Source organism: Colwellia sp. NW0002-52-1 (assembly GCF_057550865.1).
Window position 1 is genome coordinate 1 of the sequence record NZ_BAAJLU010000001.1, and the last position, 23,441, is coordinate 23,441.

Annotated in this window: 21 protein-coding genes; 9 read left to right on the plus strand and 12 right to left on the minus strand. The window is 37.7% G+C overall.

Annotated elements, in window-relative coordinates; translation table 11 throughout:
- Positions 1 to 664: 664 nt before the first annotated feature.
- The 3 genes from AC27H3_RS00005 to seqA all read right to left on the minus strand — a co-directional run bounded on the left by AC27H3_RS00005 (position 665) and on the right by seqA (position 3,615).
- On the minus strand, positions 665 to 1,168 hold the full coding sequence (locus AC27H3_RS00005; RefSeq protein ID WP_487102810.1) for a regulatory protein RecX: 504 nt from the start codon (positions 1,166 to 1,168) through the stop codon (positions 665 to 667).
- A 143-nt stretch (positions 1,169 to 1,311) separates the two neighbouring features.
- The gene (gene pgm / locus AC27H3_RS00010; RefSeq protein WP_487102811.1) at positions 1,312 to 2,958 is read right to left on the minus strand and encodes a phosphoglucomutase (alpha-D-glucose-1,6-bisphosphate-dependent); all 1,647 of its coding nucleotides are present in this window, start codon (positions 2,956 to 2,958) and stop codon (positions 1,312 to 1,314) included.
- A gap of 81 nt (positions 2,959 to 3,039) precedes the next feature.
- Positions 3,040 to 3,615: a replication initiation negative regulator SeqA gene (seqA, locus tag AC27H3_RS00015; protein ID WP_085306437.1), complete on the minus strand. Its 576-nt coding sequence runs from the start codon at positions 3,613 to 3,615 to the stop codon at positions 3,040 to 3,042.
- 350 nt (positions 3,616 to 3,965) lie between these two features.
- On the opposite strand from seqA, the gene AC27H3_RS00020 reads away from it, so the two are divergent.
- From AC27H3_RS00020 to AC27H3_RS00040, 5 genes are all read left to right on the plus strand, one after another.
- Positions 3,966 to 4,733 (plus strand): alpha/beta fold hydrolase, encoded by a 768-nt coding sequence (locus AC27H3_RS00020; RefSeq protein WP_487102812.1) that lies wholly within the window; start codon positions 3,966 to 3,968, stop codon positions 4,731 to 4,733.
- Between the two features lie 75 nt (positions 4,734 to 4,808).
- Positions 4,809 to 5,030: a DUF2788 domain-containing protein gene (locus AC27H3_RS00025; RefSeq protein WP_085306435.1), complete on the plus strand. Its 222-nt coding sequence runs from the start codon at positions 4,809 to 4,811 to the stop codon at positions 5,028 to 5,030.
- Positions 5,031 to 5,042: 12 nt separating this feature from the next.
- Positions 5,043 to 5,330: a LexA regulated protein gene (gene ybfE / locus AC27H3_RS00030; protein ID WP_085306434.1), complete on the plus strand. Its 288-nt coding sequence runs from the start codon at positions 5,043 to 5,045 to the stop codon at positions 5,328 to 5,330.
- A 23-nt stretch (positions 5,331 to 5,353) separates the two neighbouring features.
- Positions 5,354 to 5,881 carry a flavodoxin FldA gene (gene fldA, locus AC27H3_RS00035; protein ID WP_085306433.1) on the plus strand — a complete coding sequence of 176 codons (528 nt, stop codon included), beginning with the start codon at positions 5,354 to 5,356 and terminating at the stop codon, positions 5,879 to 5,881.
- A 221-nt stretch (positions 5,882 to 6,102) separates the two neighbouring features.
- Complete coding sequence (locus AC27H3_RS00040) at positions 6,103 to 6,903, plus strand: bestrophin-like domain (protein WP_487102813.1); 801 nt, start codon at positions 6,103 to 6,105, stop codon at positions 6,901 to 6,903.
- A 103-nt stretch (positions 6,904 to 7,006) separates the two neighbouring features.
- Here the strand turns inward: AC27H3_RS00040 and AC27H3_RS00045 are convergent, their stop codons facing one another.
- Positions 7,007 to 7,462 (minus strand): DUF4442 domain-containing protein, encoded by a 456-nt coding sequence (locus AC27H3_RS00045; protein WP_487102814.1) that lies wholly within the window; start codon positions 7,460 to 7,462, stop codon positions 7,007 to 7,009.
- A gap of 211 nt (positions 7,463 to 7,673) precedes the next feature.
- Here AC27H3_RS00045 and fur point away from each other — a divergent pair, with 211 nt between their 5' ends.
- Positions 7,674 to 8,117 carry a ferric iron uptake transcriptional regulator gene (gene fur, locus AC27H3_RS00050; protein WP_487102815.1) on the plus strand — a complete coding sequence of 148 codons (444 nt, stop codon included), beginning with the start codon at positions 7,674 to 7,676 and terminating at the stop codon, positions 8,115 to 8,117.
- Between the two features lie 300 nt (positions 8,118 to 8,417).
- Here fur and AC27H3_RS00055 read toward each other — a convergent pair whose 3' ends face one another.
- The 7 genes from AC27H3_RS00055 to AC27H3_RS00085 form a co-directional block, all read right to left on the minus strand.
- Complete coding sequence (locus tag AC27H3_RS00055) at positions 8,418 to 9,527, minus strand: HupE/UreJ family protein (protein WP_487102816.1); 1,110 nt, start codon at positions 9,525 to 9,527, stop codon at positions 8,418 to 8,420.
- A 55-nt stretch (positions 9,528 to 9,582) separates the two neighbouring features.
- Positions 9,583 to 10,728 (minus strand): tetratricopeptide repeat protein, encoded by a 1,146-nt coding sequence (locus AC27H3_RS00060; protein ID WP_487102817.1) that lies wholly within the window; start codon positions 10,726 to 10,728, stop codon positions 9,583 to 9,585.
- Between the two features lie 36 nt (positions 10,729 to 10,764).
- Entirely contained in the window at positions 10,765 to 11,301 is a 537-nt protein-coding gene (locus AC27H3_RS00065; protein WP_487103513.1) for an Ig-like domain-containing protein, read from the minus strand.
- A gap of 11 nt (positions 11,302 to 11,312) precedes the next feature.
- Positions 11,313 to 12,905: a DUF4331 domain-containing protein gene (locus AC27H3_RS00070; RefSeq protein ID WP_487102818.1), complete on the minus strand. Its 1,593-nt coding sequence runs from the start codon at positions 12,903 to 12,905 to the stop codon at positions 11,313 to 11,315.
- Positions 12,906 to 13,354: 449 nt separating this feature from the next.
- On the minus strand, positions 13,355 to 14,089 hold the full coding sequence (locus tag AC27H3_RS00075; protein ID WP_487102819.1) for an anti-sigma factor: 735 nt from the start codon (positions 14,087 to 14,089) through the stop codon (positions 13,355 to 13,357).
- Positions 14,086 to 14,616, minus strand: a complete 531-nt coding sequence (locus tag AC27H3_RS00080; RefSeq protein ID WP_085306424.1) for a sigma-70 family RNA polymerase sigma factor — start codon at positions 14,614 to 14,616, stop codon at positions 14,086 to 14,088. The genes AC27H3_RS00075 and AC27H3_RS00080 overlap by 4 nt, the downstream gene beginning before the upstream one ends.
- Before the next feature lie 312 nt (positions 14,617 to 14,928).
- Positions 14,929 to 15,273, minus strand: coding sequence for a hypothetical protein (locus tag AC27H3_RS00085; protein WP_487102820.1), 345 nt, complete (start codon positions 15,271 to 15,273; stop codon positions 14,929 to 14,931).
- Positions 15,274 to 15,543: 270 nt separating this feature from the next.
- Between AC27H3_RS00085 and AC27H3_RS00090 the strand changes: the two genes are divergently transcribed.
- From AC27H3_RS00090 to AC27H3_RS00100, 3 genes are all read left to right on the plus strand, one after another.
- Positions 15,544 to 16,464: an extracellular catalytic domain type 1 short-chain-length polyhydroxyalkanoate depolymerase gene (locus AC27H3_RS00090; protein WP_487102821.1), complete on the plus strand. Its 921-nt coding sequence runs from the start codon at positions 15,544 to 15,546 to the stop codon at positions 16,462 to 16,464.
- Between the two features lie 217 nt (positions 16,465 to 16,681).
- On the plus strand, positions 16,682 to 18,955 hold the full coding sequence (locus AC27H3_RS00095) for a TonB-dependent receptor (RefSeq protein ID WP_487102822.1): 2,274 nt from the start codon (positions 16,682 to 16,684) through the stop codon (positions 18,953 to 18,955).
- A gap of 175 nt (positions 18,956 to 19,130) precedes the next feature.
- Complete coding sequence (locus AC27H3_RS00100; protein WP_487102823.1) at positions 19,131 to 19,799, plus strand: response regulator transcription factor; 669 nt, start codon at positions 19,131 to 19,133, stop codon at positions 19,797 to 19,799.
- Positions 19,800 to 19,899: 100 nt separating this feature from the next.
- On the opposite strand, the gene AC27H3_RS00105 is transcribed toward AC27H3_RS00100, so the two are convergent.
- Positions 19,900 to 23,391 carry a hybrid sensor histidine kinase/response regulator gene (locus AC27H3_RS00105; protein ID WP_487102824.1) on the minus strand — a complete coding sequence of 1,164 codons (3,492 nt, stop codon included), beginning with the start codon at positions 23,389 to 23,391 and terminating at the stop codon, positions 19,900 to 19,902.
- Between the last annotated feature and the right edge of the window lie 50 nt (positions 23,392 to 23,441).

Below are 23,441 nucleotides of genomic sequence, written 5' to 3' on the forward strand. Positions count from 1 at the left end.
TTGCACCAAGCTGCATGGATGTACAGTACTATTCGTAGTGTAACAAAATAAATAAGGATAAATATATGAGCTCTATTTTTATCATTAATATTAAAGAGCCGATGTGAATAAAAGGATTAGAGCCCTTTAAGTAAACTCTTCTGTAAAAACAGTATTTCAGTAGGTCATGTGATACCAGGAAACTATGAGCCAATTACAGGTTAACAATATATATAAACTATTTACTCTGGTTCATTGAAGGTGATGATTTATTTAAAGCCATTCTCGCTGTTAAAGTTTTCTACTAGCTTCCTTGCCATGCTTTTTTACATCAATACTTTTTAGTTAATAATTTTGTTGCCTTTTACAATAAAAATTAAATATAAACAGCGGAGTCATAAACACCGAAGGCAGGTTCGTTGAAATATCAGCGACGTGCTCATACTGACATATTAATCGAGTTATACTACGCCAGTTCCGGGCTCTTTGTTGACATAAATCGGCCTAACTTTGAAGACTAATTTAGGTCAGTCCTTGATCGAAAATAACTAAAACGTATTGTGCTTATAACGATGTGGTAATCTATTTCTGTCAAAAAAGAGCAGCTCGAAAGTATAATAGTTTATTGTAAAGGGTGATTCTTTTTTGTTGAGTATAAAACTTTATAGTCACTGCACATAAAACCCTAGTCCTCTTCAGGTGAATAACTTACTGCTTTATTAGCAATATTATATGCAAAGCCTTTAGCTACTAGGTGCCGTAATGCTTTTTGTTTAAGCTTTAAATCTTCAATAGGCTCTGCGCCAAATTTTCTTATTTTTAGTATTAGCGCTTTCTCAAAATACTCTTCGTCTGTTGTTTCAAGTTCACTAACACATTCAGCAATTGTTTGTGAGGAAAAGCCTTTTGAGTAAAGTTTTTCTTTGATCTTATTAGCGCCGATGTTTTTTTCCGATAAGCTCGCGGTTAATCGCTTTGCATAACGGAGATCATTAATAATATCTCGCTCAATTAGGTACTCAAGCGCAGGCTCATTAAATTGCTTATCGTCTTTAAACAATAGGTTGGCTTTTTGTAACATAATTTTAGCGGAGTAATCGCCATAGCGCTCAATCATCCAAAGCATATAAGACTTTACTCGCTCATAAGAAATAACTTGCGGCTTAGCGTCTTGTTTTCTTTTATACATAGGAGTTGTCACCCTTAATAGCGAAGACCAGTTGAAATTTACTGAACTTTTTCTAAAACTAAAAAGGTGCCTTTTGGCACCTTTCTCATGCTTTACTGACAGCTGATAGCTTTAAACTTATAGCCTGAATTTATAGCTCTACCCTATAAACCTGCAGCAACAAAAGCGGCACTTACAAGCTTTTGTGCATCACTAATAATTAGCTGTAAATGTTCGTCGTCAATAAAGCTTTCTGCGTATATTTTATAAATATCTTCAGTGCCTGACGGACGAGCTGCAAACCAACCATTTTCAGTGCAAACTTTAATACCACCAATTGCCGCGTTATTACCTGGCGCATGTGACAATATTTGGCTAATTTTTTCGCCTGCTAATACATCAGTGGTAATAGCATCGGCAGTGAGTGAAGTAAGCACCTGCTTTTGCTGTAAGTTAGCTACAGCTTCAACACGGCCATAACAAGGTTCACCTAGTTGCTCAGCTAATGCTTGATACAATTGATATGGGTCTTTGCCTGTAACAGCTAACATTTCAGCGGCGAGTAACGTCATAACAAAACCGTCTTTGTCGGTTGTCCAACAGCTACCATCTTTTGCCAGAAACGTTGCGCCAGCGCTTTCTTCACCACCAAAGGCATAACTTGAGTTATGTAAACCATCAACAAACCACTTAAAGCCAACAGGCACTTCAGAAAGTGGTCGGTCAATAAGGTTAGCAACACGGTCGATTAATGAACTTGAAACCAGTGTTTTACCTATTTTACAGGTTTTAGACCAATCTCTATGAGTCATTAAATAATGAATAGCTACGGCTAAGTAATGATTCGGATTCATTAAGCCGCCGGTTTTGGTCACAATACCATGGCGGTCAAAATCAGGGTCATTACCTACGGCAATATCAAACTTGTCTTTTAAAGCGATTAAGCCAGACATAGCGTAAGGCGATGAACAGTCCATACGTATTTTGCCGTCTTTATCTAAGGGCATAAACGCGAAACTAGCATCAACTACGGGGTTAACCACAGCTAAATTCAAACCATATTTCTTTGCTATAACGGGCCAGTAATGAATCCCTGAACCACCTAGCGGATCAACACCAATGTGAACACCGGCTTTGGCTATCGCTTCCATATCAACAACTTGACTTAGTTGTTCAACATAAAAGTTAATAAAGTCTTCACGCCCCAATAGCGTAGATTGCATTGCTTGAGAGAAACCTACGCGCTTAACATCGACCAGTTTATTACTGATAATTTCATTCGCACGTTGCTCGATAACTTTGGTTATTTCGCCTTCTGCTGGGCCGCCATGAGGAGGATTATATTTAATGCCACCATCGGTTGGTGGATTATGAGAAGGTGTAATGATTAAGCCATCGGCTTGAGATTCGTGCGTTTTATTATGCACAATAATAAGACGGGAAATAACAGGTGTTGGCGTAAAGCCTTCATCGCTTTGAATAACCACAGGAACATTGTTGGCTATTAATACTGAAATAGCTGAAGCAAATGCAGGCTCAGACAAAGCGTGGGTGTCTTTACCTAAATAAAGTGGCCCTTTAAATCCTTGCGCATTTCTATACTCTGCCACGGCCTGACAAATAGCTTCTATGTGCTGTTCATTAAAGCTTAACTTGCTTGCATTACCACGGTGCCCGGAGGTGCCAAAGGTAACTTTTTGCTCAGCTATTGTAACGTCGGGTGAACGTAAAAAATAATCACTGACTAAACGACCAATATTAATACGGTCTTCAGGTCTTACGGGATTTCCTGCATGCTGATGAACTGTCATGTCAACTCCTTGTACTCATATATGCGCTTAAATAAGGTTTGTCATTCAAGGTGAACATATATTAAAAATATAATGACAACATTAGAGTAAATCGCGGATTTTCTCTATATCTTGTTCATCATAACCTAATGCTCGACTAACTTCGGTCAGCATCATTTTCTTACGTGTGGTGTTTGAGTTCGTGATCACCCAGTATGGACTATCAGGGATTTGACGTGGTTTAGTACTGCTGCCACTTTCTGAAAGCTCAGTCTCACTGGCAGCAAAATATAATCTATCACGACCTCTTATATTACAAACTGTAGAGAATTGTTGATTATGAACACGGTACAAAGCAGCTAAAATTAATAAAAATCGACCAACGGCGCCGCGCTGCATAGCCAACTCTTCTCTATTAATGTAGTTAAATACTGAACCATTAATATCGAGCTTAAGCTTAGCTGCTTGAGTAGGAGCAACCTCATCTTCATTTCTATTTTTATTTTCGTTTTCGTTTTTTTCGATAGTATCGCTTGCAACTGCAATAAGGCTTGCAGCATCATTCTCACTTGGTAATTGCATAAGACGACGTAATATCGACGAAGCACTTTCGCCAATAAACTGTGTATTGGAGGCAATGTGCTGATAAAGCTCTTCATCTATTTCGATGTTTTTCATTGATGACCCTAGGATAATTATTATCGATCGCGGCAAGATTATACTTACGTTGATAAGAAGTCTCTAGTGTGGATCTGCAAATGATGACATTATTTTTCATAATGTAATTCCACTTAATGCCTAAAGCTCAGTGCAATTAAAACGCTATCGCTCATTTATGGTTAATTTCAGCGCAATAAATCACCTGAACTCTGGAGAATGAGTGCTTAATGGCTTAAAAGGGAACATTGAGCAAATGCTGCTTATCCAAAGTTTAGGTTAAATAGCACATTAAGCTTGCTTTTACGTTGCATCAACATCTTAAAACAACGACAATTCCTGCTATTAAACATCATAAACTAGAGAAAATAATGGCCAAGTTTTTAAACTTTCAACAATCCGGTAGCGGTAAAGACATTATTCTAATTCATGGCTTGTTTGGCCGTTTAGAAAACTTAGCAATGGTGGCTAAACCTTTAGCAGAAAATTACCGTGTAACTAGCGTAGATGTTCGAAATCATGGCGATTCATTTCACGATAACGTGATGGACTACCCTACCATGGCTCAAGACATTATTGAGCTTATGCAACACCTTGACATAAAAAGTGCCGTTATTTTAGGTCATTCAATGGGGGGGAAAATTGCCATGGAACTTGCGTTAACTTCGCCTGAGTTAGTTGAAAAGTTAATTGTTGCTGACATCGCCCCTGTTGAATACCCACCACATCATAATAAAATAATAGCCGGCTTAAAGTCGCTCGATTTTTCAACGATAAAACTACGAAAAGATGCCGACACCCAGCTTGCAAAATATGTAGAAGAACTTGGTGTTCGACAATTTTTACTCAGTAATTTAAAAAGTGAGAATGGACAACTAACATTTAGGTGTAACGTCGAAAATATTGCAAACAATTATCCTGAAATAATGAAAACCTACCAAGGTAGTAATAGCTATCAAGGCGCAACCTTGTTCATAAAAGGCGCAAACTCTAACTATATATTACCCGAACATCGCAGTGAAATTGTACGCTTATTTCCCAAAAGTCGTGCTCGCGTTATTCAAGGTGCTGGACATTGGTTGCATGCCGAAAAAACAATTGCTTTTAACCGAAGCGTAGAAAGTTTTTTAGCAAGTTAATTGATATCGTACATTTTTAATGTGCTTAAAAGCACTGATATGCTATAGTGCCGCCTGAAAATTCTAGGGTTGATTATGATAGCAAAAAACTTTGAATTAGTTGAAGCCATAGGGCTGAATTTATTTTATGCTTTTATCTTTATTTTCATTGGGTTAACTATCCATGATGTAATGAAAAAAAATGATGTCCCTAAGATGGGCAAGTTAGTAGTTTATTTTGTATTATTTTTAGGATGTGCCGGATTTATCGCAAAAGGTATCATTCAGTTTGTTTGGGAAAGCCAAGGCGTTGGATAAGTAAATAATAAAATGGCAAAAGAAGTAGCAGATTTAACAACCATTGATTTATTTAGCGATGAGAAGCGCCCGGGCCGTCCTAAAACGAACCCACACTCGCGCAGTGTTCAAGTCAAAATAAACAAACGTAATCAAGTCAAGCGCGATAAAAACAATGGTTTAAAGCGAGTAGAGTTTAAGTTACATCAAGATGTATTTGAACGTTTAGACGCTTTAGCGAAAGATAAGGGTGTTAGTCGAAGTGAATTAATAGAAATACTATTAGTTCAATCGCTTGATACCAACGATATTAAAGTTTAGTTAGATATTAAAAGGTTAGATTGATGGCAATTGTAGGTTTATTTTTTGGCAGTGATACAGGTAACACAGAAGCCGTAGGCAAAATGATCCAAAAAAAATTGGGTAAGAAACTTGTCGATGTTAAAGATATCGCCAAAAGTACTAAAGAAGAAATCGCTGAGTTCGATTTATTAATCTTAGGTATTCCTACATGGTACTACGGTGAAAACCAATGTGACTGGGATGATTTTTTACCTGATTTAGAAGAAATTGATTTCACTGACAAGTTAGTGGCTATTTTTGGTTTAGGTGATCAAGAAGATTATGCTGAATACTTCTGTGATGCGATGGAACCTCTGCGCGATATCGTTGAATCTAAAGGTGCAATCGTTGTTGGTAACTGGTCAACAGAAGGTTACGAATTTGAAGCTTCTAAAGCATTAACAGACGAAAACACTTTCATCGGTTTATGTATCGATGAAGACCGCCAACCAGAGTTAACAGAAGCACGAGTTGATGCTTGGGTTAAACAAATTTATGACGAACTGTGTTTAGCTGAATTAGAAGATTAACTTTAAGCAAAACACTCGCCGTTAATAAAGCCAGCTTCACGCTGGCTTTTTTGTCAGTAAAACCCGATAGCGGCATTTTACTTTCACCTGCTAGGGTTTGATAAAATAATAAATAAAGCGTGTTAACTATCATTCAGTAATTTGGTATAAAAATCTCTTGAGATATTGTTAACCTAAAACCACTCTAGCTTAATTATTTACCTAGCATCGAGACCTTATTAGTGAGCCAAGAACTTATGTACGACAAAAATAGCTTAATAATTATCATTACTTTGTTCATTTTAATGTTAATTATTAATCAAATAGCCTACACCTTAGGCCGAAACAATAAAGATGTTGAAAACGTTGAGATGAAAGCTCAATCAACGGCGATTCAAACAGGTATTATTGGTCTACTCGCCTTATTATTAGGCTTTACATTTAATATGTCATTGCAAAGATATGATGCACGCAGCAGTGCCGTAATAGAAGAGTCAGGTGCAATTAACCGAGTGGCTATGCAAGCAAAACTATTGCCTGTTGAAATTAGAAACGCGGTTTTTAATGAGTTAGAAATATACTTAACACTACGTATTTCCTTAAGCCAAATAGACTTGTCAAACCCTGAGCAAAGAAATGCTATTAATAAGAAGGTGAGTCAATCACAATCCAACCTGATTGAATTAGCGCAAAAAGAATTGGTTAATCCAAAATCACTTTTAATCGCCAATGGCTTTTATCAGTCGTTATCAGGGATGATACAAATAGAAAACAAACGTACTTCAATGTTGAGGTTGCACGTACCTGAGCCAGTGTTGTTTTTGTTATTCAGTGTATTTGTCACTGTTGGCGGTATGTTAGGTTACAACAGTGGTTTAGGAAAAAAGCGCCCAGCATTCCCCACGATTTTATTATTCACATTAATCGTGCTAGTGGTGTTTATCATTATTGATTTAGACCGCCCTAAACGCGGCATTATTCAAGTAAATCAAGACAGCCTGCACGATACTACAGTTACACTGCACGATTACAAAGCAGGTTAAAGTAACTATCTTAATATTGGCACTAAAAGAGCAGTAAATATTTACTATTTTCTAGTGCCAACATTTCAACTATCACTGCAATGATAGCTATCAAATTAGTAAATTAAACTGCCCTTTTCTTTCTTATATATAAAGTTCTATTCAGCTTAGCCACAACTTCGCCTTGCTCATCTTTAACATAAACCGGAATTTGAGGTAAATACTTCTCACCTTGTGCTGTGTTAGCCAAAATATCATCAATAAAAGCATCGGTAATAAGAAACTCTGCGGTTACTGTACCCTTACCTGGCTTAATGTAGTCAATATCGGCTGACTTATCCCACACAACATAACCTTTTCCTAAGCGTGACATAACCAATAACATACAAAAAGGATCTGTCATTGCATATAACGAGCCGCCAAAATGCACACCAACAGCATTTTGATTAAACATACTAAGCTTTAAACGCACTTTGGCTTTACGAAAATCTTCTGAAACTTCTAAAACACGAATACCTGTAAATAGAAATGGCGGCCAAAGATTTAATAATAATTTCATTTGCCAAGCTTTTTTAAACATATAACTACCTTGAAAACCCTTTATAAACTTTATTACCCATATAAACCGTATGGTTTATTATGCTAGACTGTTCAATTCTGACGGGCATTATGACGTTTCAGCTCAATAAAACCAGTAAAAGAGTTAATCATTTACAACTAGCTCTTTAAACCAAGCTCATAACAACCTATAATTTTCCCTAAATTGAACGCCGATGTAGAGATAAAAATTAATGCCTGAACAAAACGAAGAACTAAAAAGAGCCGGACTAAAAATTACTCTGCCGCGCATTAAAATTTTGGCTATTTTACAAAACCCAAATAATCAACACATAAGCGCAGAAGACGTATATAAAATTTTGCTTGAGCAAAACGAAGAAATTGGCTTAGCAACGGTTTATCGCGTATTAAACCAATTTGATGATGCCGGTATAGTAACTCGTCATCATTTTGAAGGTGGTAAGTCAGTATTCGAGCTTAGCCATAAGAAACATCATGATCATCTTGTTTGTCTTAACTGCGGTAAAGTTGTTGAGTTTGAAGATGACGTTATTGAACAGCGACAAGAAGATGTTGCTAAGTTGCATAAAATTAAGCTCACTAACCATAGTTTATACCTATATGGTGAATGTGAAGACGAAGAAGCTTGTGAAGCATACCGTAAAGCCCAGTTTTAAAACCGTAAATACCCTATAAATAAAAAGCCCTAGTTATTAAATTAACTAGGGCTTTTTTAATTAATAAGCTTGTAGTTCAAAATTAAATTTTAGACCAAGTAGACTCATTGTTTGATTCTTTTTAAATGCTCCGCAATGCTATTTATGCTGAGTGTTAGCCTTAATAGCCGAGCGCATATTATGTTGTTAGCTGCACTTATTGCAGTGCAAAATCGTGTTTTACTTATGCAGTACTTATCTCACTATTCTCGCTATATCGTGTTTAACTGCCAGCTAACATTAGAAAGTTATCAGTTATAATCACCAACGTTCTATAATCCATTGAATTGCCATAAAGGCTATTAATAAAGAGCCAGCAGGCATAATAGCTTTACTATAAACTTTGCTGTTACGCAGTAAGATCAAAATCGGTAGCAAAATTACCAATATCGCTAGTTGCCCTATTTCAACTCCTAAGTTAAAGGCTAAAATACTTAACAGTTGTTGATCAGCCGGTAGACCTAGTTCACCTAATACTCCAGCAAACCCCATACCGTGCAATAAACCAAAGGCGAAAGTTAACCAAGCTAACCGTAAAACAACAGGCTTTATATTATTTATTGCCGCAAACAATACCGAAACCGCAATGCCAAGCTCTACCCAACGACTGCTTGGCGTTAACCAACCTAATGCCGTAGCTGTTAATGTTAGCGAGTGTGCTAGTGTGAACGCGCTAATAATCCAAACAGTATGCGTTAAAATAGGTTTAACACTTTCAATAGCTTGCCACTGATTATTTTTTCGGTGCAATACTGCCGGCAATAATAATGCGAGTAGGAAAAGAATATGATCTATTCCTATCCAAATATGAATCATGCCTTGATAAACGAATTGAGTGAAAGTGGTTTGCCAACTACCTGCTTTTATATCTAGGCTTATTTCTCGGGTGGTATCGTCTAAAACAAAACTGTGTGAATTACTGGCATCGCCAATATTAAGGATAACTTCATGACTACTATCTAATGCGAATATCGCACTGTAATTAACATTTAGTGGGCCACTAATTGCGCATTGCCCTGAAAAATCGGTAACTGCAAAAGCTTCGTTGGCATGATCTTGTAAGCGCTCTACCACCCCAAAACTAAGGTTACATGAAAGGTTATCGCGAGTAAGTAGTAAATGCTCTGCTAAGTAACTAGCAATGTTAGTTTGACTACGTTTAACTTCTCCCCATGTTAATTCGCCATTGGCATTTAAGTCTAAACCTACTGCTAATTCCAAATCGGTTAAGCTTAATTGCCATTGGCCATTAATGCGGCCGGTATCGTCCATTTTAGCAATAATGTAACTGGTACTTAATTGATGAGCTGCAACGACATGGCTCAATAAAAACGATACTAGCACTAAGCTTATTTTTAACCACTTCGACATAGTTTACTCACTATCCTAATTTTAACTGTTAAAATGTTTATGGTGTTTGCTGTTATTAAATGTTGCTCGATTTTTGCGCTGCTTTTGCCCGTTCAAGAATACGCTTATCAGTGTGTAATTTTGCTTGTTGCCAATTAATTTCTGCCCAGTAAAGCGCTTTACTTTGATCCGGTTTAATATCTAAGTAATAACGAGCAATGTCTGCTGCGTGTGCGGTGTCGTTGCGCTTTAAACGTATGTCGATTCGTTGCTTTAACCTATTTTTCCAAATAGTGCTTATCGAGTTACCGCTGAGATTAATATTTTGTTCTGCTAAAGCGAGTCGTAATAATAAAGCATCATCAAAACTATCACTGCTTAAAACTATAGGGCCAAGGGTATTTAATACCGAATTGTTTTGTTGTTCTGACAACTGAATATCAGCCCATAAAGCTAAATAACTTACTGGCATTTCTGTTAACGGGTAACCTGCTAAATGCGCGTTTGCCTGTTGCGTCAACTGTTGTCGCTGCGCTAAATCAGCCAAGATTTGCTTAAGCCAGATATTCTCTTCATGTGGAATATCGCCTGCAACACTAACAACATGTTTTAACTGCTGGTAACTCTGCTCAACCTGACCTTGTTCCGCATTAACTTCTAATACACAAACTGTACTGACAAAAAGGCCGCCTTGACCTAATGCTTGCACACAGGCTTTTCTAGCTGCGGCTAAATCGCCTTGTACCATGTGAATATTGGCTTTCATTAGCCAAGCGCTGATATGACTTGGCTGTTGTTGTAGTATTTGAGTAAGCAACTGCCGCGCTTGGTCAAATTGATGATAATGCTGAAGTACTGTTGCTGAATAAAACTGTAGTTCTACATCATTAGGGCTTGCAGCTAGCAAAGGCTTAAGTAGTGCACTTGCTCGACCATAATATCGACTCGCTAAGCCTGGTTTACTGGCATCTTTAATGAGTTGAGCGATAAAAACTTTCGGTTGCTTTGCCGGTTTAGGCACTGTCCATTTAGCAACAATACTTTGTTCTGATTTAGGAATATAACTTTCGGAAAATACTGGAGACGTAATAAATAAAAAAGCCAAGATAAATACGTTTTTAAAGCGAATTATTCCACAACTTTTTAATTTAGTTTTAAGGTTGGTTTTCAGCGTTTTAATGGTGTAAGCGGTAAACATTTGCATTGGCATATTTTCATCCATAAAAGGGCGCCTTCCTTGGCGCAGTCAAGCTCGATATTACTGAGAGAGTATGTCGTCGTAAGCTGTTGGATCTTCAACATCTTGAATAAACACTCGACCATTTGTCGATAGTGGTTTATCTGTTGGCTGTTGATTAAAAGCTGCACGACTCGATGTATCAAAAGATACTGCTAACGCTTCAATGGTAATATTAACGGTGCCAGTAACCGGTGTATTTACGCCATCGGTTACTGCAAAAGTAAAGCTGTCACTACCAGTAACTTCGTCATTAGGCTGGTAAATAAAACCACCATTTTCAGCAATGGTTACAACCCCTAACATCGCTTGTTGATCTAAACTAAAGGTCAAAATATCGCCATCAGCATCATCAGCACTTAACAAATCAGTAATAGATGTTTCTGTTTGCGTGATCAGATCAACCGTTATTGTAGTGGGCGCTGTATTAGGTGTTTCAGCTTTATCATCATTGTTACAGCCGGCAAGCACTATTATTGCTCCCAAGCTTAAGCTCAATAATTTAAGTGGACGACGTGCATTAGTGTTCAATGCCGTATTGTGTTTACTATAATTCATCATAGTGATCCTTATTCAGAACCAGGTAATGGCATGGCTAAGTAAGGAAAACTTGTTCCTATCATAGAAGCATTACTAGGGGCTCCATCTGTAAATGGTACGTTACCAACGCTTGCATCTTCAGGCGCACACAAACCTAAATCAGTATCGGTGCCGTTAACTGGAATTGGATAACATAAACGTCCCATTACAACACGAAGCGCAATATCTACTACATCATCACCTGGACGACGACCATTTGGGAAGCCAGCTAAATCATCACCCGCAACACCAAACGATGACTGCATATCAGCAGAAACAGCTGCTATCCCAGTGTTTAAACGTAACATTTCCGAAGCAGTTACAGTTGACATTTGATTCACGCCAGGAAAGCCGGTTAAAAATGCTGTAACTAAATCAACACGTGGAAAGTTAGTTGGTGCAAGCGTTTCGATATTGGCATTAAGTGTGGTATTAACCGCATCTTTAAATAAGATGTTTAACAACTCAGGCAAGGTTGGGTGTGTTACATAATCAGCAAACTGTCCATCATTACTTGGATGCGAGGTAGAAAACTTATCTTTATCCGCAATACCAATAACTAACTCATTAACCAATGGAGAGCCAAGACGTGAAACTTGTGTCATTGCTCCGCCGTTTACTTCAGTTTTATCGAAGCTAGCATTTGGGTTTAAAATTCTCGCTTGCGGTAAACTTGCTGAAGTCCAGCTGCCAATTACACCATTACCATCGCCCGTTAAACAAGCAGTAGGCACTTCAATGGCAATACTAGTAACATTTTTGTCAGCTAAGTCATCATTCATTGCTGATTGTGTAATACCGCCAGGAAAACCAGCAGCATCGCCCGCACCTGGAGCACTATCACCTTCAACAGGCACAAAATTGACTAAATCAAATACGCGACCTAAATTAACGGTAAAAGCATCTTTACGTTGACCAACAAAAACTTTAGCAGGAGCGTCACAACCCGGAATAGCTGCTGAATAGATATGACTATTCGCATAAGCCATGTACTGCTGTGCACTACTGAATGTTTTATTACCAATGTAATCTAAAGGTTTAGCAAAGCTCGCGCCACCAGAGGTAGTATTTGTAACACTTACGCTAGTGCCAGTTGCCATTGGGCCAGAAGTCATTTTAACGGTATAGCTTTCAGAGAAGTTGGCTGCAGCTTGGTCTGCCATACTAATGCCACCTACGTTTTTAAGTGGCACACCAACCGACTTTTGTTCACCTTCAGGGCCAACCATTAAGGTTATACCGGCATTATTGTTACCTAACATTTGGCTGAAGTTAAAGCTAAAAGTTATATCTTCAACAGCATCACCATCGTTATCAATATGAATATCATAAGATGCTGCCGGATCCATAGCAAAGTAGTTAGGTCCACCATAAGCGTCTTGCAGGGGAATATAGTTTGCAATTAATGTGACGTAATCACCGCGACCTTCTTCGTAACTATTGAATGCGTAAAAATCTGTGGAATCTACTGTTGGCATACGCGTAAGATTAGGTGCTTCACGATGACTCGATGCTGAAACAGCTTGAGACAAGGTAGCACTCATGATTACCGAGGTAATCAGCGTTATTTTAAATTTTTTCATGACGTTTCCTTTTTAATTTTATACTTCTTAGTGGTTACTTTCTTGAAAGCTCATAAAGTTAAACGTCTGAAATTCGCTATTGGATTCAAAAAAATGAATATATTTTTCAAATAATTATATTTTCCTTTCATTATTTTATCTAAGTCTTTGTTAACCAATACTTATTAACAATATTTTAAATTTAATATTATTTTACCCTGAACATTCATCTCGAAAAGTGTCGTTGTAAATATTAACTAGCATGGTTATAGCAAGTAGATTAATGAAATAATCTAGGACTGAATCTGTAAAAAAGAGCTTAATAGCGCAGTAGCGCATTCATGTTAAACAGGTAAAATGAGTAGGTAATTAATCAACTTGATATTATTTCTAGTCATAAAAAAAGCGAAACAATTGTTTCGCTTTTGGCATTTACTGTTAAACCGCTCCATTTAGGTGTTACTTAAGCATTACGAAAGCGTGACAAGCTTAGAGGTATATAATACCGTTGTTGGTGAACCATTTGGTGAACCGCCTACTGGCTCTAAACTAACCGCTAACGCAGCAATGTCAATTTGGTCAAATATTGCTGGCTTACTTAAGCTTACCTTACCTGTTTTAGGCAGTAGCCCTAACGAAATTGGTGCTCTGCCATCGGCTGCGACTATCCACAATTCATAATCAGCATTGGCTTGTGCTACTAAGCTTTTAGTTGCCTGAACACTAATAGTATCGGCACTTATTTCTAATGCCCATAATAATTGCGTTTGTTCATTATTCACCAAAGCAATTTGCTGGGTGTCTGGAACGCTTGCATCAAGGTTAACTAGAAGTACAGCAAGAACTAATGCGGCAGCTGAAGCTAATCCTGCAATACTTTGCCACACTCTAGATTTAGCTTTGGTTATTGGTACAACTTTACTGACGGTTTGTTCGCTTGTTTTTATTGGCTGGTTATTTTGAACTGGCGCGTCAGTAAAGCCTAATTGTTGCTCTATTCGCAGCCAAACAGAACTATCCGGTGTTACCGGTGGTAGTTTTTGGCCTAAAGTATTTAAGTGTTGCTCCCATGTTGAAGTTGCCTCGCTGAAAGCTGAGTGTTGCATTATTAGCTTTTGAAAGCGTTGACGAGCAGGACCACGCAAAGTACCAAGAACATATTCTGCTGCTAGTGAGTTTTTGAGGTTTTCGGATTGATAATTCATGATGTTAAACAACTTTGTAAGCTCATAAGTCCGCGTCGGATCCAACTTTTAATGGTGCCCAACGGATTATTTAAGTGTTTAACCACTTCTTTATGAGAACAGCCATTAAAGTAAGCAAGGTATATTGCTTGGCGCTGTTGAGTATCGAGCTGTTGTAAGCATTTATCTAACAACAATTGCTCAGCATCGCTAACCTGCTCAATGGTTTCAATATCAAAATTATTACTTTCATCAAACTCACTTTCTTTTCTTACTTTGTTATAGCGAAGAACATCTAATGCACGATACCGTACAATACTTATCATCCAAGTAAGCACGCTACCCTTACCTTGGCGATATTCAGAGGCATTATGCCAAATACGTACATAGGCTTCTTGAAGTGCTTCTTCGGCTAATTCTTTACGCGTTAGCATTTTCAAACTCACGGCATAAAGTTGTTGGCTGGTTGATTGGTAAAGCTCTGAAAACGCCTTTTTGTCACCCTGGGCAATAGCCCCAAGTAAGGCTAGGTGTTGTTCATTTTCCATTTTATTGCTCTTTTAATGAAGGAATAATTTACTCATTTGAAACGATAGTATACTAAACAACCACCAATTACCTAGTGTTGTAAAAAACACCTGCTCAATTTTTTGCACCAAATAAATAAAAAAAACTTTGAATCAAAGGTGTTTAGCCTTTCAAAAAATCATTTAATAAACGCATAAAAATCCAACTAAAAAAACAGGCATTTAATAATTTATAACAACAACTTAAAACAAGAAGTCATTAATCTGCCATATCTATTAGTTGTATAGGTACAACATGTTTATTAACAACATTACCTCTTTTAAAGTGATATTTTATAAACTCAGTATTTTAATGGTCGCGTATAGCAGCGCTAAACTGATAGCAATAAAAGCGATAATCATTGAAAAGAACATAAGGTTAACCAGCTTGCTTTTTATACCACTAAACCAACCTTTATTTACTTTACTGGTATTGGGTATTTGCGCCAGCAACCCGATTATGGCACTAAATAACAAACTCCAAGTCGCAAATAATAAACAGGGTATGGCATAAGTATTTTGACTTTCTATTGAACCGTTAATAAACAAAATACCTATAGTCATGATGCCAATGACAAAGCTTAAATTTAATAATGGTTTGAGAAAAAATAATCGCTGCGCTAATAGGCTAACATGCATGCTAACTTCCCTTTTCCTTTAAACTAAATGTTCTCTAAATGTACTATTGCGATCACAGATTAACGGTTGGCTGCTGAGCATAAAACCATTCATTTCATGCTCAAAATAATCCTTTAAAAGTAAACATTTAACGAGAACTTAATAACCACTGTGGAACTAAAGTAGCATTCTAAACCTTTATATTATACGCCATGCTGATAAGCTGAGGTTGCCTCTTTTTACCTTAATATATAACACCCGATTTATAGTTTTTAACTTTGGAAAATTATCATGTATAAATGTCTATCGATGATTATTGTCACTACAACATTTTTTTTTACTAACGCTATCTTTGCAAAAACTTCAGCACTTACTGAGTTTGGCAATAACCCAGGCGAGTTAAGCGCTAGCTACTATCAGGGAGATATAAACAGTAAGACTTTAATTGTTTTACTCCATGGTTGTGTGCAACAAGGTGAACGCCTTGCAGAGCAAAGTGGATTAATGACGCTATCGCAGAAAAAAAAGTTTTCATTACTCATTCCACAGCAAAGTCAGGATAATAACATTAAAGGCTGTTTTAATTGGTTTTCCACCCAAGACATTGACAAAAATCAAGGTGAAAGCCTGTCTATAAAAAATATGATTAACACAGTTAACGCCGAGCAAGAGTTTAGCAATGTTTATATCATAGGTTTATCGGCTGGTGGCGCTATGGCAAGCTCTATGGTGGTAAATTATCCTGAGTTATTTACCGCAGGTGCTATTGTTGCTGGTTTGCCTTATCCTTGCGCAGATAATTTAATTACCGCTATTGCTTGCATGCGCAGCGGCCCTTCACAAACGGCTGAACAATTAACTGCTTTAGTAAAACAGCTAAATACAGTACAGCCAAAGTGGCCGGCATTGTCGATATTTACCGGTTCAAATGATGCAGTAGTAAATCCTAAAAATTCACAACAATTAGCCATACATTGGGCACAATTAACGGAGTCAACGCCGCGACCTAAGATTTCAAAATATCAAGGCTATCAAGTAAGCCAATGGCATGGAAAAAACAAAAATATCAATGTTGAGCTCATAGAAATTGAAAACATGGGGCACGGTATCGCTGTAGCGCCAGAACAAACCGATGGAGGCAGTGAAGCGCCATTTGTGCTCAGCACCCCTATTAGCACCATAAAGTACTTACTTGATGCATGGAAAATTTAACTTTAGGAAAATATCAGTAACAAATAACATATAAAAACAATTAAAATTAAATTTATACTCTTTATTTACAATAAGTTAAAACAAAAAATAGCAGCATACTACTATAGTACAAATTAACTTTTTTCAAATTTACTATAGAGTTTTATCCACACTAATAAAAAAACAATAAAGTGCTGGAACTAGCGGTTTATAAGATTAAAAAATACGGGGAAATACCATGAAACGTTTTAATACTAGGTTAAGTATTTTAGCCATAACAATTTCTACAGCATTAACTAGCCAAAGCATTATGGCTGCAGAGACCGATGAACAAATAAAAAATGATCCAACGTTAGAGCGTATTGAAGTAACAGCGCGTAAATCTTTAGAAAGTTTGCAGTCAGTGCCAGTTTCTGTAACGTCTGTTGGTGCTGAGCAATTAGCTCAAAATGGCGTCAGTGTCATGTCTGAGGTTCAACAGTTTTCGCCTAATACAACTTTACAAGCAAGTCGTGGTACTAACTCAACATTAACCGCTTTTATTCGTGGCGTAGGTCAAGATGATCCATTGTGGGGTTATGAACCCGGTGTTGGTATTTATGTTGATGACGTTTATATGGCTCGCCCACAAGGTGCGGTATTAGATATTCTTGACGTTGAACGCATCGAAGTTCTACGTGGACCACAAGGTAGTTTATACGGTAAAAACACTATTGGTGGTGCAATTAAATACGTGACCAAAAAAATGGCTGGTGATTTAGAGCTAGACCTTAAAGCAACCTTTGGTAACTATGGCCGCCAAGATTATAAAGTAGCGGGTAAAATCCCGGTAATCGACGACAAACTATATGTCGGCTTTGCCTTAGCTAATTTAACCCGCGATGGTTACGGTGAGTTTTTACAATCTGATCAACCTAATCAAGACCTAGAGAACTACAACAAAGATGTATTTGCTGGCCGAGTTACCATTGAATTTGAACCGACTGACGATTTGTTTTTCCGCTTTAACTATGACAAAACAACCGACGATTCTAATGCTAAAGGCGGTTACCGTTTACTACCAAGCATAATAACGGATGCGCCAGTACCGGATAGCGTTTATGACTCTTACACCAGTATGCCTACTTGGAATAGTGTTGAATCTGAAGGCTTTAGCTTAACCGCTGAATACTTTATCAACGATAATTGGTCAGTTAAATCTGTAACAGCAAGCCGCGAAAACTACTCAAAAACGAATATCGATTTTGATAATACCGCAGAGCGTATTTTTGATGTTCCTGCGATTTATGACGATGAACAGTTCAGCCAAGAGTTTCAACTTAACTATGACTCAGACAATTTAACCTTTGTTTCAGGTTTATATTACTTTGATGGCGAATCGTGTGGCGTTTTTGATGCTATTTTAGAAAACTTTGGTCAATCTTTAGGTTTACCAGGATTAACTCGCGAGGTTAGCGGTTGTAACAACAGTGAAAGCTATGCTGTTTATGCCCAAGGTTCATACGACCTTACTGAAAAGTTATCAATGACTTTAGGTGCACGTTATACCACAGAAGAAAAATCAGCTAAGGTGAATAATGGTTTAGCATTTGAAACCGTGTACCCTGAAAGCGATTGGGTACCAGGTTATGTGCGAACTTCGACCGAATTTCCTGAAGTGTTAAATGACAAAGAAGACTGGTCACGTTTTACACCACGCGTTGGTGTTGAGTATCAATACTCGAACGACATGATGTTCTTTGCTAGTTACTCTCAAGGCTTTAAGTCAGGTACTTTTAATCCTAGAGCAGAAGGTCCAGAGCCAGCAGTAGATCCAGAAGTTGTTGATTCATTTGAAGTAGGTGTAAAAAGTGAGTGGAATGATAACTTAAGGGTTAATGCCACCGTTTTCTACCTTGATCACAAGGACAGACAATTTGTGACTGTTTTACCTTCAGAAGACAACAGTGCTTTAAGCCAACGATTAGGTAACATTGGTAAATCAACCGCATCAGGTTTAGAGCTAGAAATAGAATACGCTGCAGCCCATAACTTAAACTTATTTGCCAGCATTGGTTTAATCGACTCTTCTTTTGATGAAGTAAGATCATTTGATGAAGCGGGTAACCCAATAGATATTAGCGATAGCTTTACAATTACCAATACGCCAGAAACTACCGCAAACTTAGGTTTTGCTTATGATATTGAAACCTCTGCAGGTGCTTTTGTTGTAAATGGTAACTACTACTATCGCAGTGATTACGACTTAAACGTTACCGATAACTTACTAACACAAGATGGTTACGGCTTACTTAACTTTGGTATTAACTGGTATAGCAATGACGGTGATTGGACCGCAGCACTACATTGGAAGAACATTACCGATGAAGAGTATTTAGTAGGTAATTACGCTTTCTTAGGTGCACAAAATACTGATGGTAGTTATGCGCCTGGTTTAGGTGGTGATACAACCTTGATTGGCTATTACGGTGACCCTGAAACTATTTCATTAACTATTGGTTATAGCTTCTAAAACAAGCGTTACTTTTAAACAATAAAAAGAGCTGGTTTTTACCGGCTCTTTTTTTGATAATAAAGCATCAATAAATAAGGCTGAGTTTTCGACTTGATGTGGAATAATATGTCACTTTATCCGCTCCTATATTGTTAATCATTCTTATAATTTTAATCATTTAAAGGCTACTGCAATGACCCAAGCAAAAGTAATTATCGCTGACGATCATCCCTTATTTCGTACCGCTTTAAAGCAAGCAATTGTAGAGTGTATTGAAGATGATGAAACCTTAGAGGTAGATAACTTTCACGACTTACTAAAAGCCGTTAACGAAAACGACAGTTTGGAAATTGTTTTTCTAGACTTGCATATGCCCGGCAACGACGGTTTTACGGGTTTAACGCAATTGCAAAACCATTTTCCTGATATTGTTGTGATCATGGTGTCATCAGACGATAACTCTGAAACCATGCAAAAAGCGATTAACTTTGGCGCTGCCGCCTTTATTCCAAAATCAGCTGATTTAGCCACTATAGCAAAAGCTATTGAAACGGTATTAGATGGCGGTATTTGGCTACCCGCACATATTGAGTTTAATGCTGATCAACAAACCGATTTAGCGCATCAAAAGCTTGCCAAACAATTAAGCCAACTGACTCCGCAACAATACATCGTATTAACGCAAATAGCTGATGGGCAATTAAATAAACAAATCGCTTATGATCTCGACATTAAAGAAACCACCGTTAAAAAGCACGTTTCTGCTATTTTATTAAAGTTAGAAGTGAATAATCGTACCTTAGCAGGGTTGGCTTACCAGCAACTAATGCTAAGTCCTTCACAGCATTTAAATGTCTCTTAATAAAAAATATTCAATGCCTATTGAAAAGTTACCTCGCTTTTTAACGGTAACTAATGGCTTTCTTGTTGAGTGGGATACTCAGCATAGTTAGCCACTCAAGCTAAGTCAGTAATTGTTTCATTATACGTTTTAAAGCTAACGATTTAATAGGTTTTCGTAAAAACAAACATTGAGCATCGCTGGTGTGCTGCCTAACACTTTCAGATGGGTCAGCAGAGCAAATTATGGTCGGTAATTGCCAGTTTTTAACTGCAAGTAGGTTAGCAACTAACTCAACGCCATTATTGCCATAATCAAGATGATAATCGGCAATAATTATATCTGGCTTAAGGCCGGCTTGTGTTAGCTTTTGCTGACATGACACTTGATCGTATGCCGTTAATACTTGGCAACCCCAGTCAATCAGTTGTTTAGTCATCGCCGTCAGCATTAATTCGTCATTATCAATTAATAAAACCACAATATTATTAAAAGGCTTAGTTGATGATATTTCTGAATTAGCCTCTGAACTTATATTACGCTTATTCGCTGCATTGGCAGTTAACAACGTCGCCTCAGTCGTGTTAACTCTTGGTATTTCAATACTAAAGCATGTACCTTTACCCTCTTGCGACTTAACCGATATAGATAAACCGAGTAATTTTGCTATTCGCTCAGAAATAGCTAAACCTAAACCTAAACCAGGTATTTCACGGTTTTGTTCTAAGCGCTCAAACTCACGAAATATGGCTTTTTGTTGTGCTAAGGCAATACCTGGTCCGTTATCCCAAACCTCAACTCGAATCATAGATTTCGTTCTTCGTATGCCGAGTAAAATTCTATTTCGAATACCTGCTTTCTTACCTTGCTTATCATTACAGTAATGCACGGCATTCGATAAGAAATTTTGAATCACTCTTCTTAACATCCGCTTATCGGAATGCACAACACATTGGCTTAATTGATAAGAAAACTGAATGTTCGCCTGCGTTGATAAGGCTGAAAATTCATTTTTTAACGGGCTAAGTAAGTCATCTAAGGCAAAGTGGCTTTTATCAATTTTTTCAGAGCTGCTATCTAAACGAGAGATCTCAACTAAATCAGACAATAACGCTTCAACGACATTAAGTGAATCATCAATATTTTCTGCAAGCGCTGTTAACTCATCTCCTTGTACTTTATTTTTTAACATAGATGTAAATAAAGATAAGGCATTAAATGGCTGCATTAAATCATGACTTGCTGCTGCTAAAAACCGACTTTTACTGCTATAAGCCGCTTCTGCTTCAGATTTTGCTTTTTGCAATTCTTGAGTGCGGCTTTCAACCCGCTTTTCTAAATTTTCGTTGGCTTTTTTTAGCGCTTTCTCCGCTTCAATATGAGCAGTAATATCAGAAAAAGTGCTCACAAAACCACCCGCAGGCATCGACTGACCACTGATTTCTAAAACAATACCGTTTGGCATTTTTCGTTGAAAATGATGACTATCGCCGTTTTTCATATGCGCAATGCGTTTAGCGATCATTTGCTCATTATTTGCATTGCCGGCAATAATGCCTCTTGAAATATTAAACTTTAACAAGGTTTCAACAGGTAAACCGGCTTGCACAAAGCCTTCGGGGTAATCAAGTAATTCGATATAACGTTGATTCCAAGCCACTAACCTCATGTCAGCATCAACAACACTGATGCCCTGCTCAATGTTTTCTACGCCCGATTGTAATAACTCACGGTTAAATCGAAACATTTCATTGGCTTCATCGACAATACTGACAACATCTTCAAGTGGCATTTTTTCGGAGGTTGATGCAGCCTTCATTACCATACGTGTTGAGGCGGAGCCTAAAACACCGGATAGTTGCAAACGTGTGTATTCAATAAGGTTAATAGCATCAACATTGTTATTACTTTGTGCTGCTTGATTCGACTTTGCAATTTTTAGCAAGGCATCGGCGGCATTTTTGTCGATAAAACGTAATAATAAACTGTAAAGATCTTCTGTACTTAAGTTACGTTCATGTTTGCGCTGACTTTTAGAGATAAAAATATCCGCTTGAAGTTTTTCACCAAGGCTACGATGAGTCAGCAAAGAAACAAGCACAAAACAGGCAATATTACTGATTAAGCTATAAAACACACCATGGCTGGTTAAGTCTAAAAAATCGATCCCCAAAAGCGCTGTCGGCTTTAACCAAGCAACGCCGAAAATACCGTTTTCTACCCAAGCTAAGTTAGGCGCAACTATGGGTAAAAATAAAGTAAAAAACCACATAACGCTACCAACAATCAACCCTGTTAATGCCCCTTTACCATTGGCTTTTCGCCAATATAATGCGCCGATAATAGCGGGCGCAAATTGCGATAGTAAAACAAACGAGAGTAGGCCAATACTGGCCAGGTGGCTTTGTTGATTTATACTGCGCTCGAAGGCAAAAGCAAATAACAAAATAGCGGTAATAGCGAAACGGCGTTGTTTCAGCAAAAGGCCTGAAAACTGCGGTGCGCCTGCCTTACTAAAGTATTTAAACTTTAATGTTAACGGCGTAATAACTTCGGTTGAAATCATAGTCGATAACACGATCGCAGATACAATTACCATGCTAGTAGCTGCGGCTAAACCACCAATGTAAACCAAAACACCTAGCCATGCTTGTTGAAAAAACAAAGGCAGCGTAAGCACATAAGTATCAGCGTCTACACTACCACCCGGAAAGGTAATTAGACCGGCAATAGCAATGGGTAAAACAAAAATATTGATGAGTATAAAGTAAACCGGAAATAACCAACGTGCGGTTTTTAATTCTTGCGGATGATGATTTTCGATCATCATCATATGAAACTGCTGCGGTAATACAAAAATAGTTATAGCGCCCAAAATAGCTTGCGCCACTGAAAGATAAACCGAATTGTGATCGGTAAATAATTGCTCGTTTTGTTGTTGCTGCGTTGCTAAATCTGCAAAGCCATCAAAAACAAAAAATGTCGCAAAAATCCCAACCGCGGTTAAGGCAATAAGTTTTACCACTGAACTAAAAGCAATCGCTAACACTAAGCCTTGATTTTGCTTGCTCGCAGCAATTTGGCGTGTACCAAAAAATATACTAAAAACAATTAACACAATTGTTACGACAAAGGCGGTACTAATACCCGATTGGAAGGTACCGGTAAGTAAATCAAAACTGGTGCTAATTGCCCGTAGTTGCAAGGCAATATAAGGCACGGTGCCAACTAAAGCGATTAATGCAACGGTAATGGCTATTTTAGGCGAGCGGTCGTAGCGAAAAGCAATAAAGTCAGCAATAGAAGTTAAGTTTTGCCGTTTGATGATTTTTAACATTTTCATCAACATAGGCCAGGCAAAAACCAAGCAAAGTATCGTGCCAATATAAATTGGTGCTAGCCAAGCTCCGGTAGTAGCAGCCTGCCCAACCGTGCCATAAAAGGCCCACGAGGTACAACTAACCGCTAATGAAAAACTATAAACCCAAGGTTTACAACGCCATTGTTCAGGTGACTGATTTTGGCCTTTATAAGCAACTAAAAAAAGTAGGCAAAGATAGCCAATAGAAAGAATGGTGATCAACCATGTGTCAATAGATAGCCAAGCTAACAAATTTATTCCTTTGTTTTAAAGATGCTATGCCTAGCATAGAGATGTCAAGA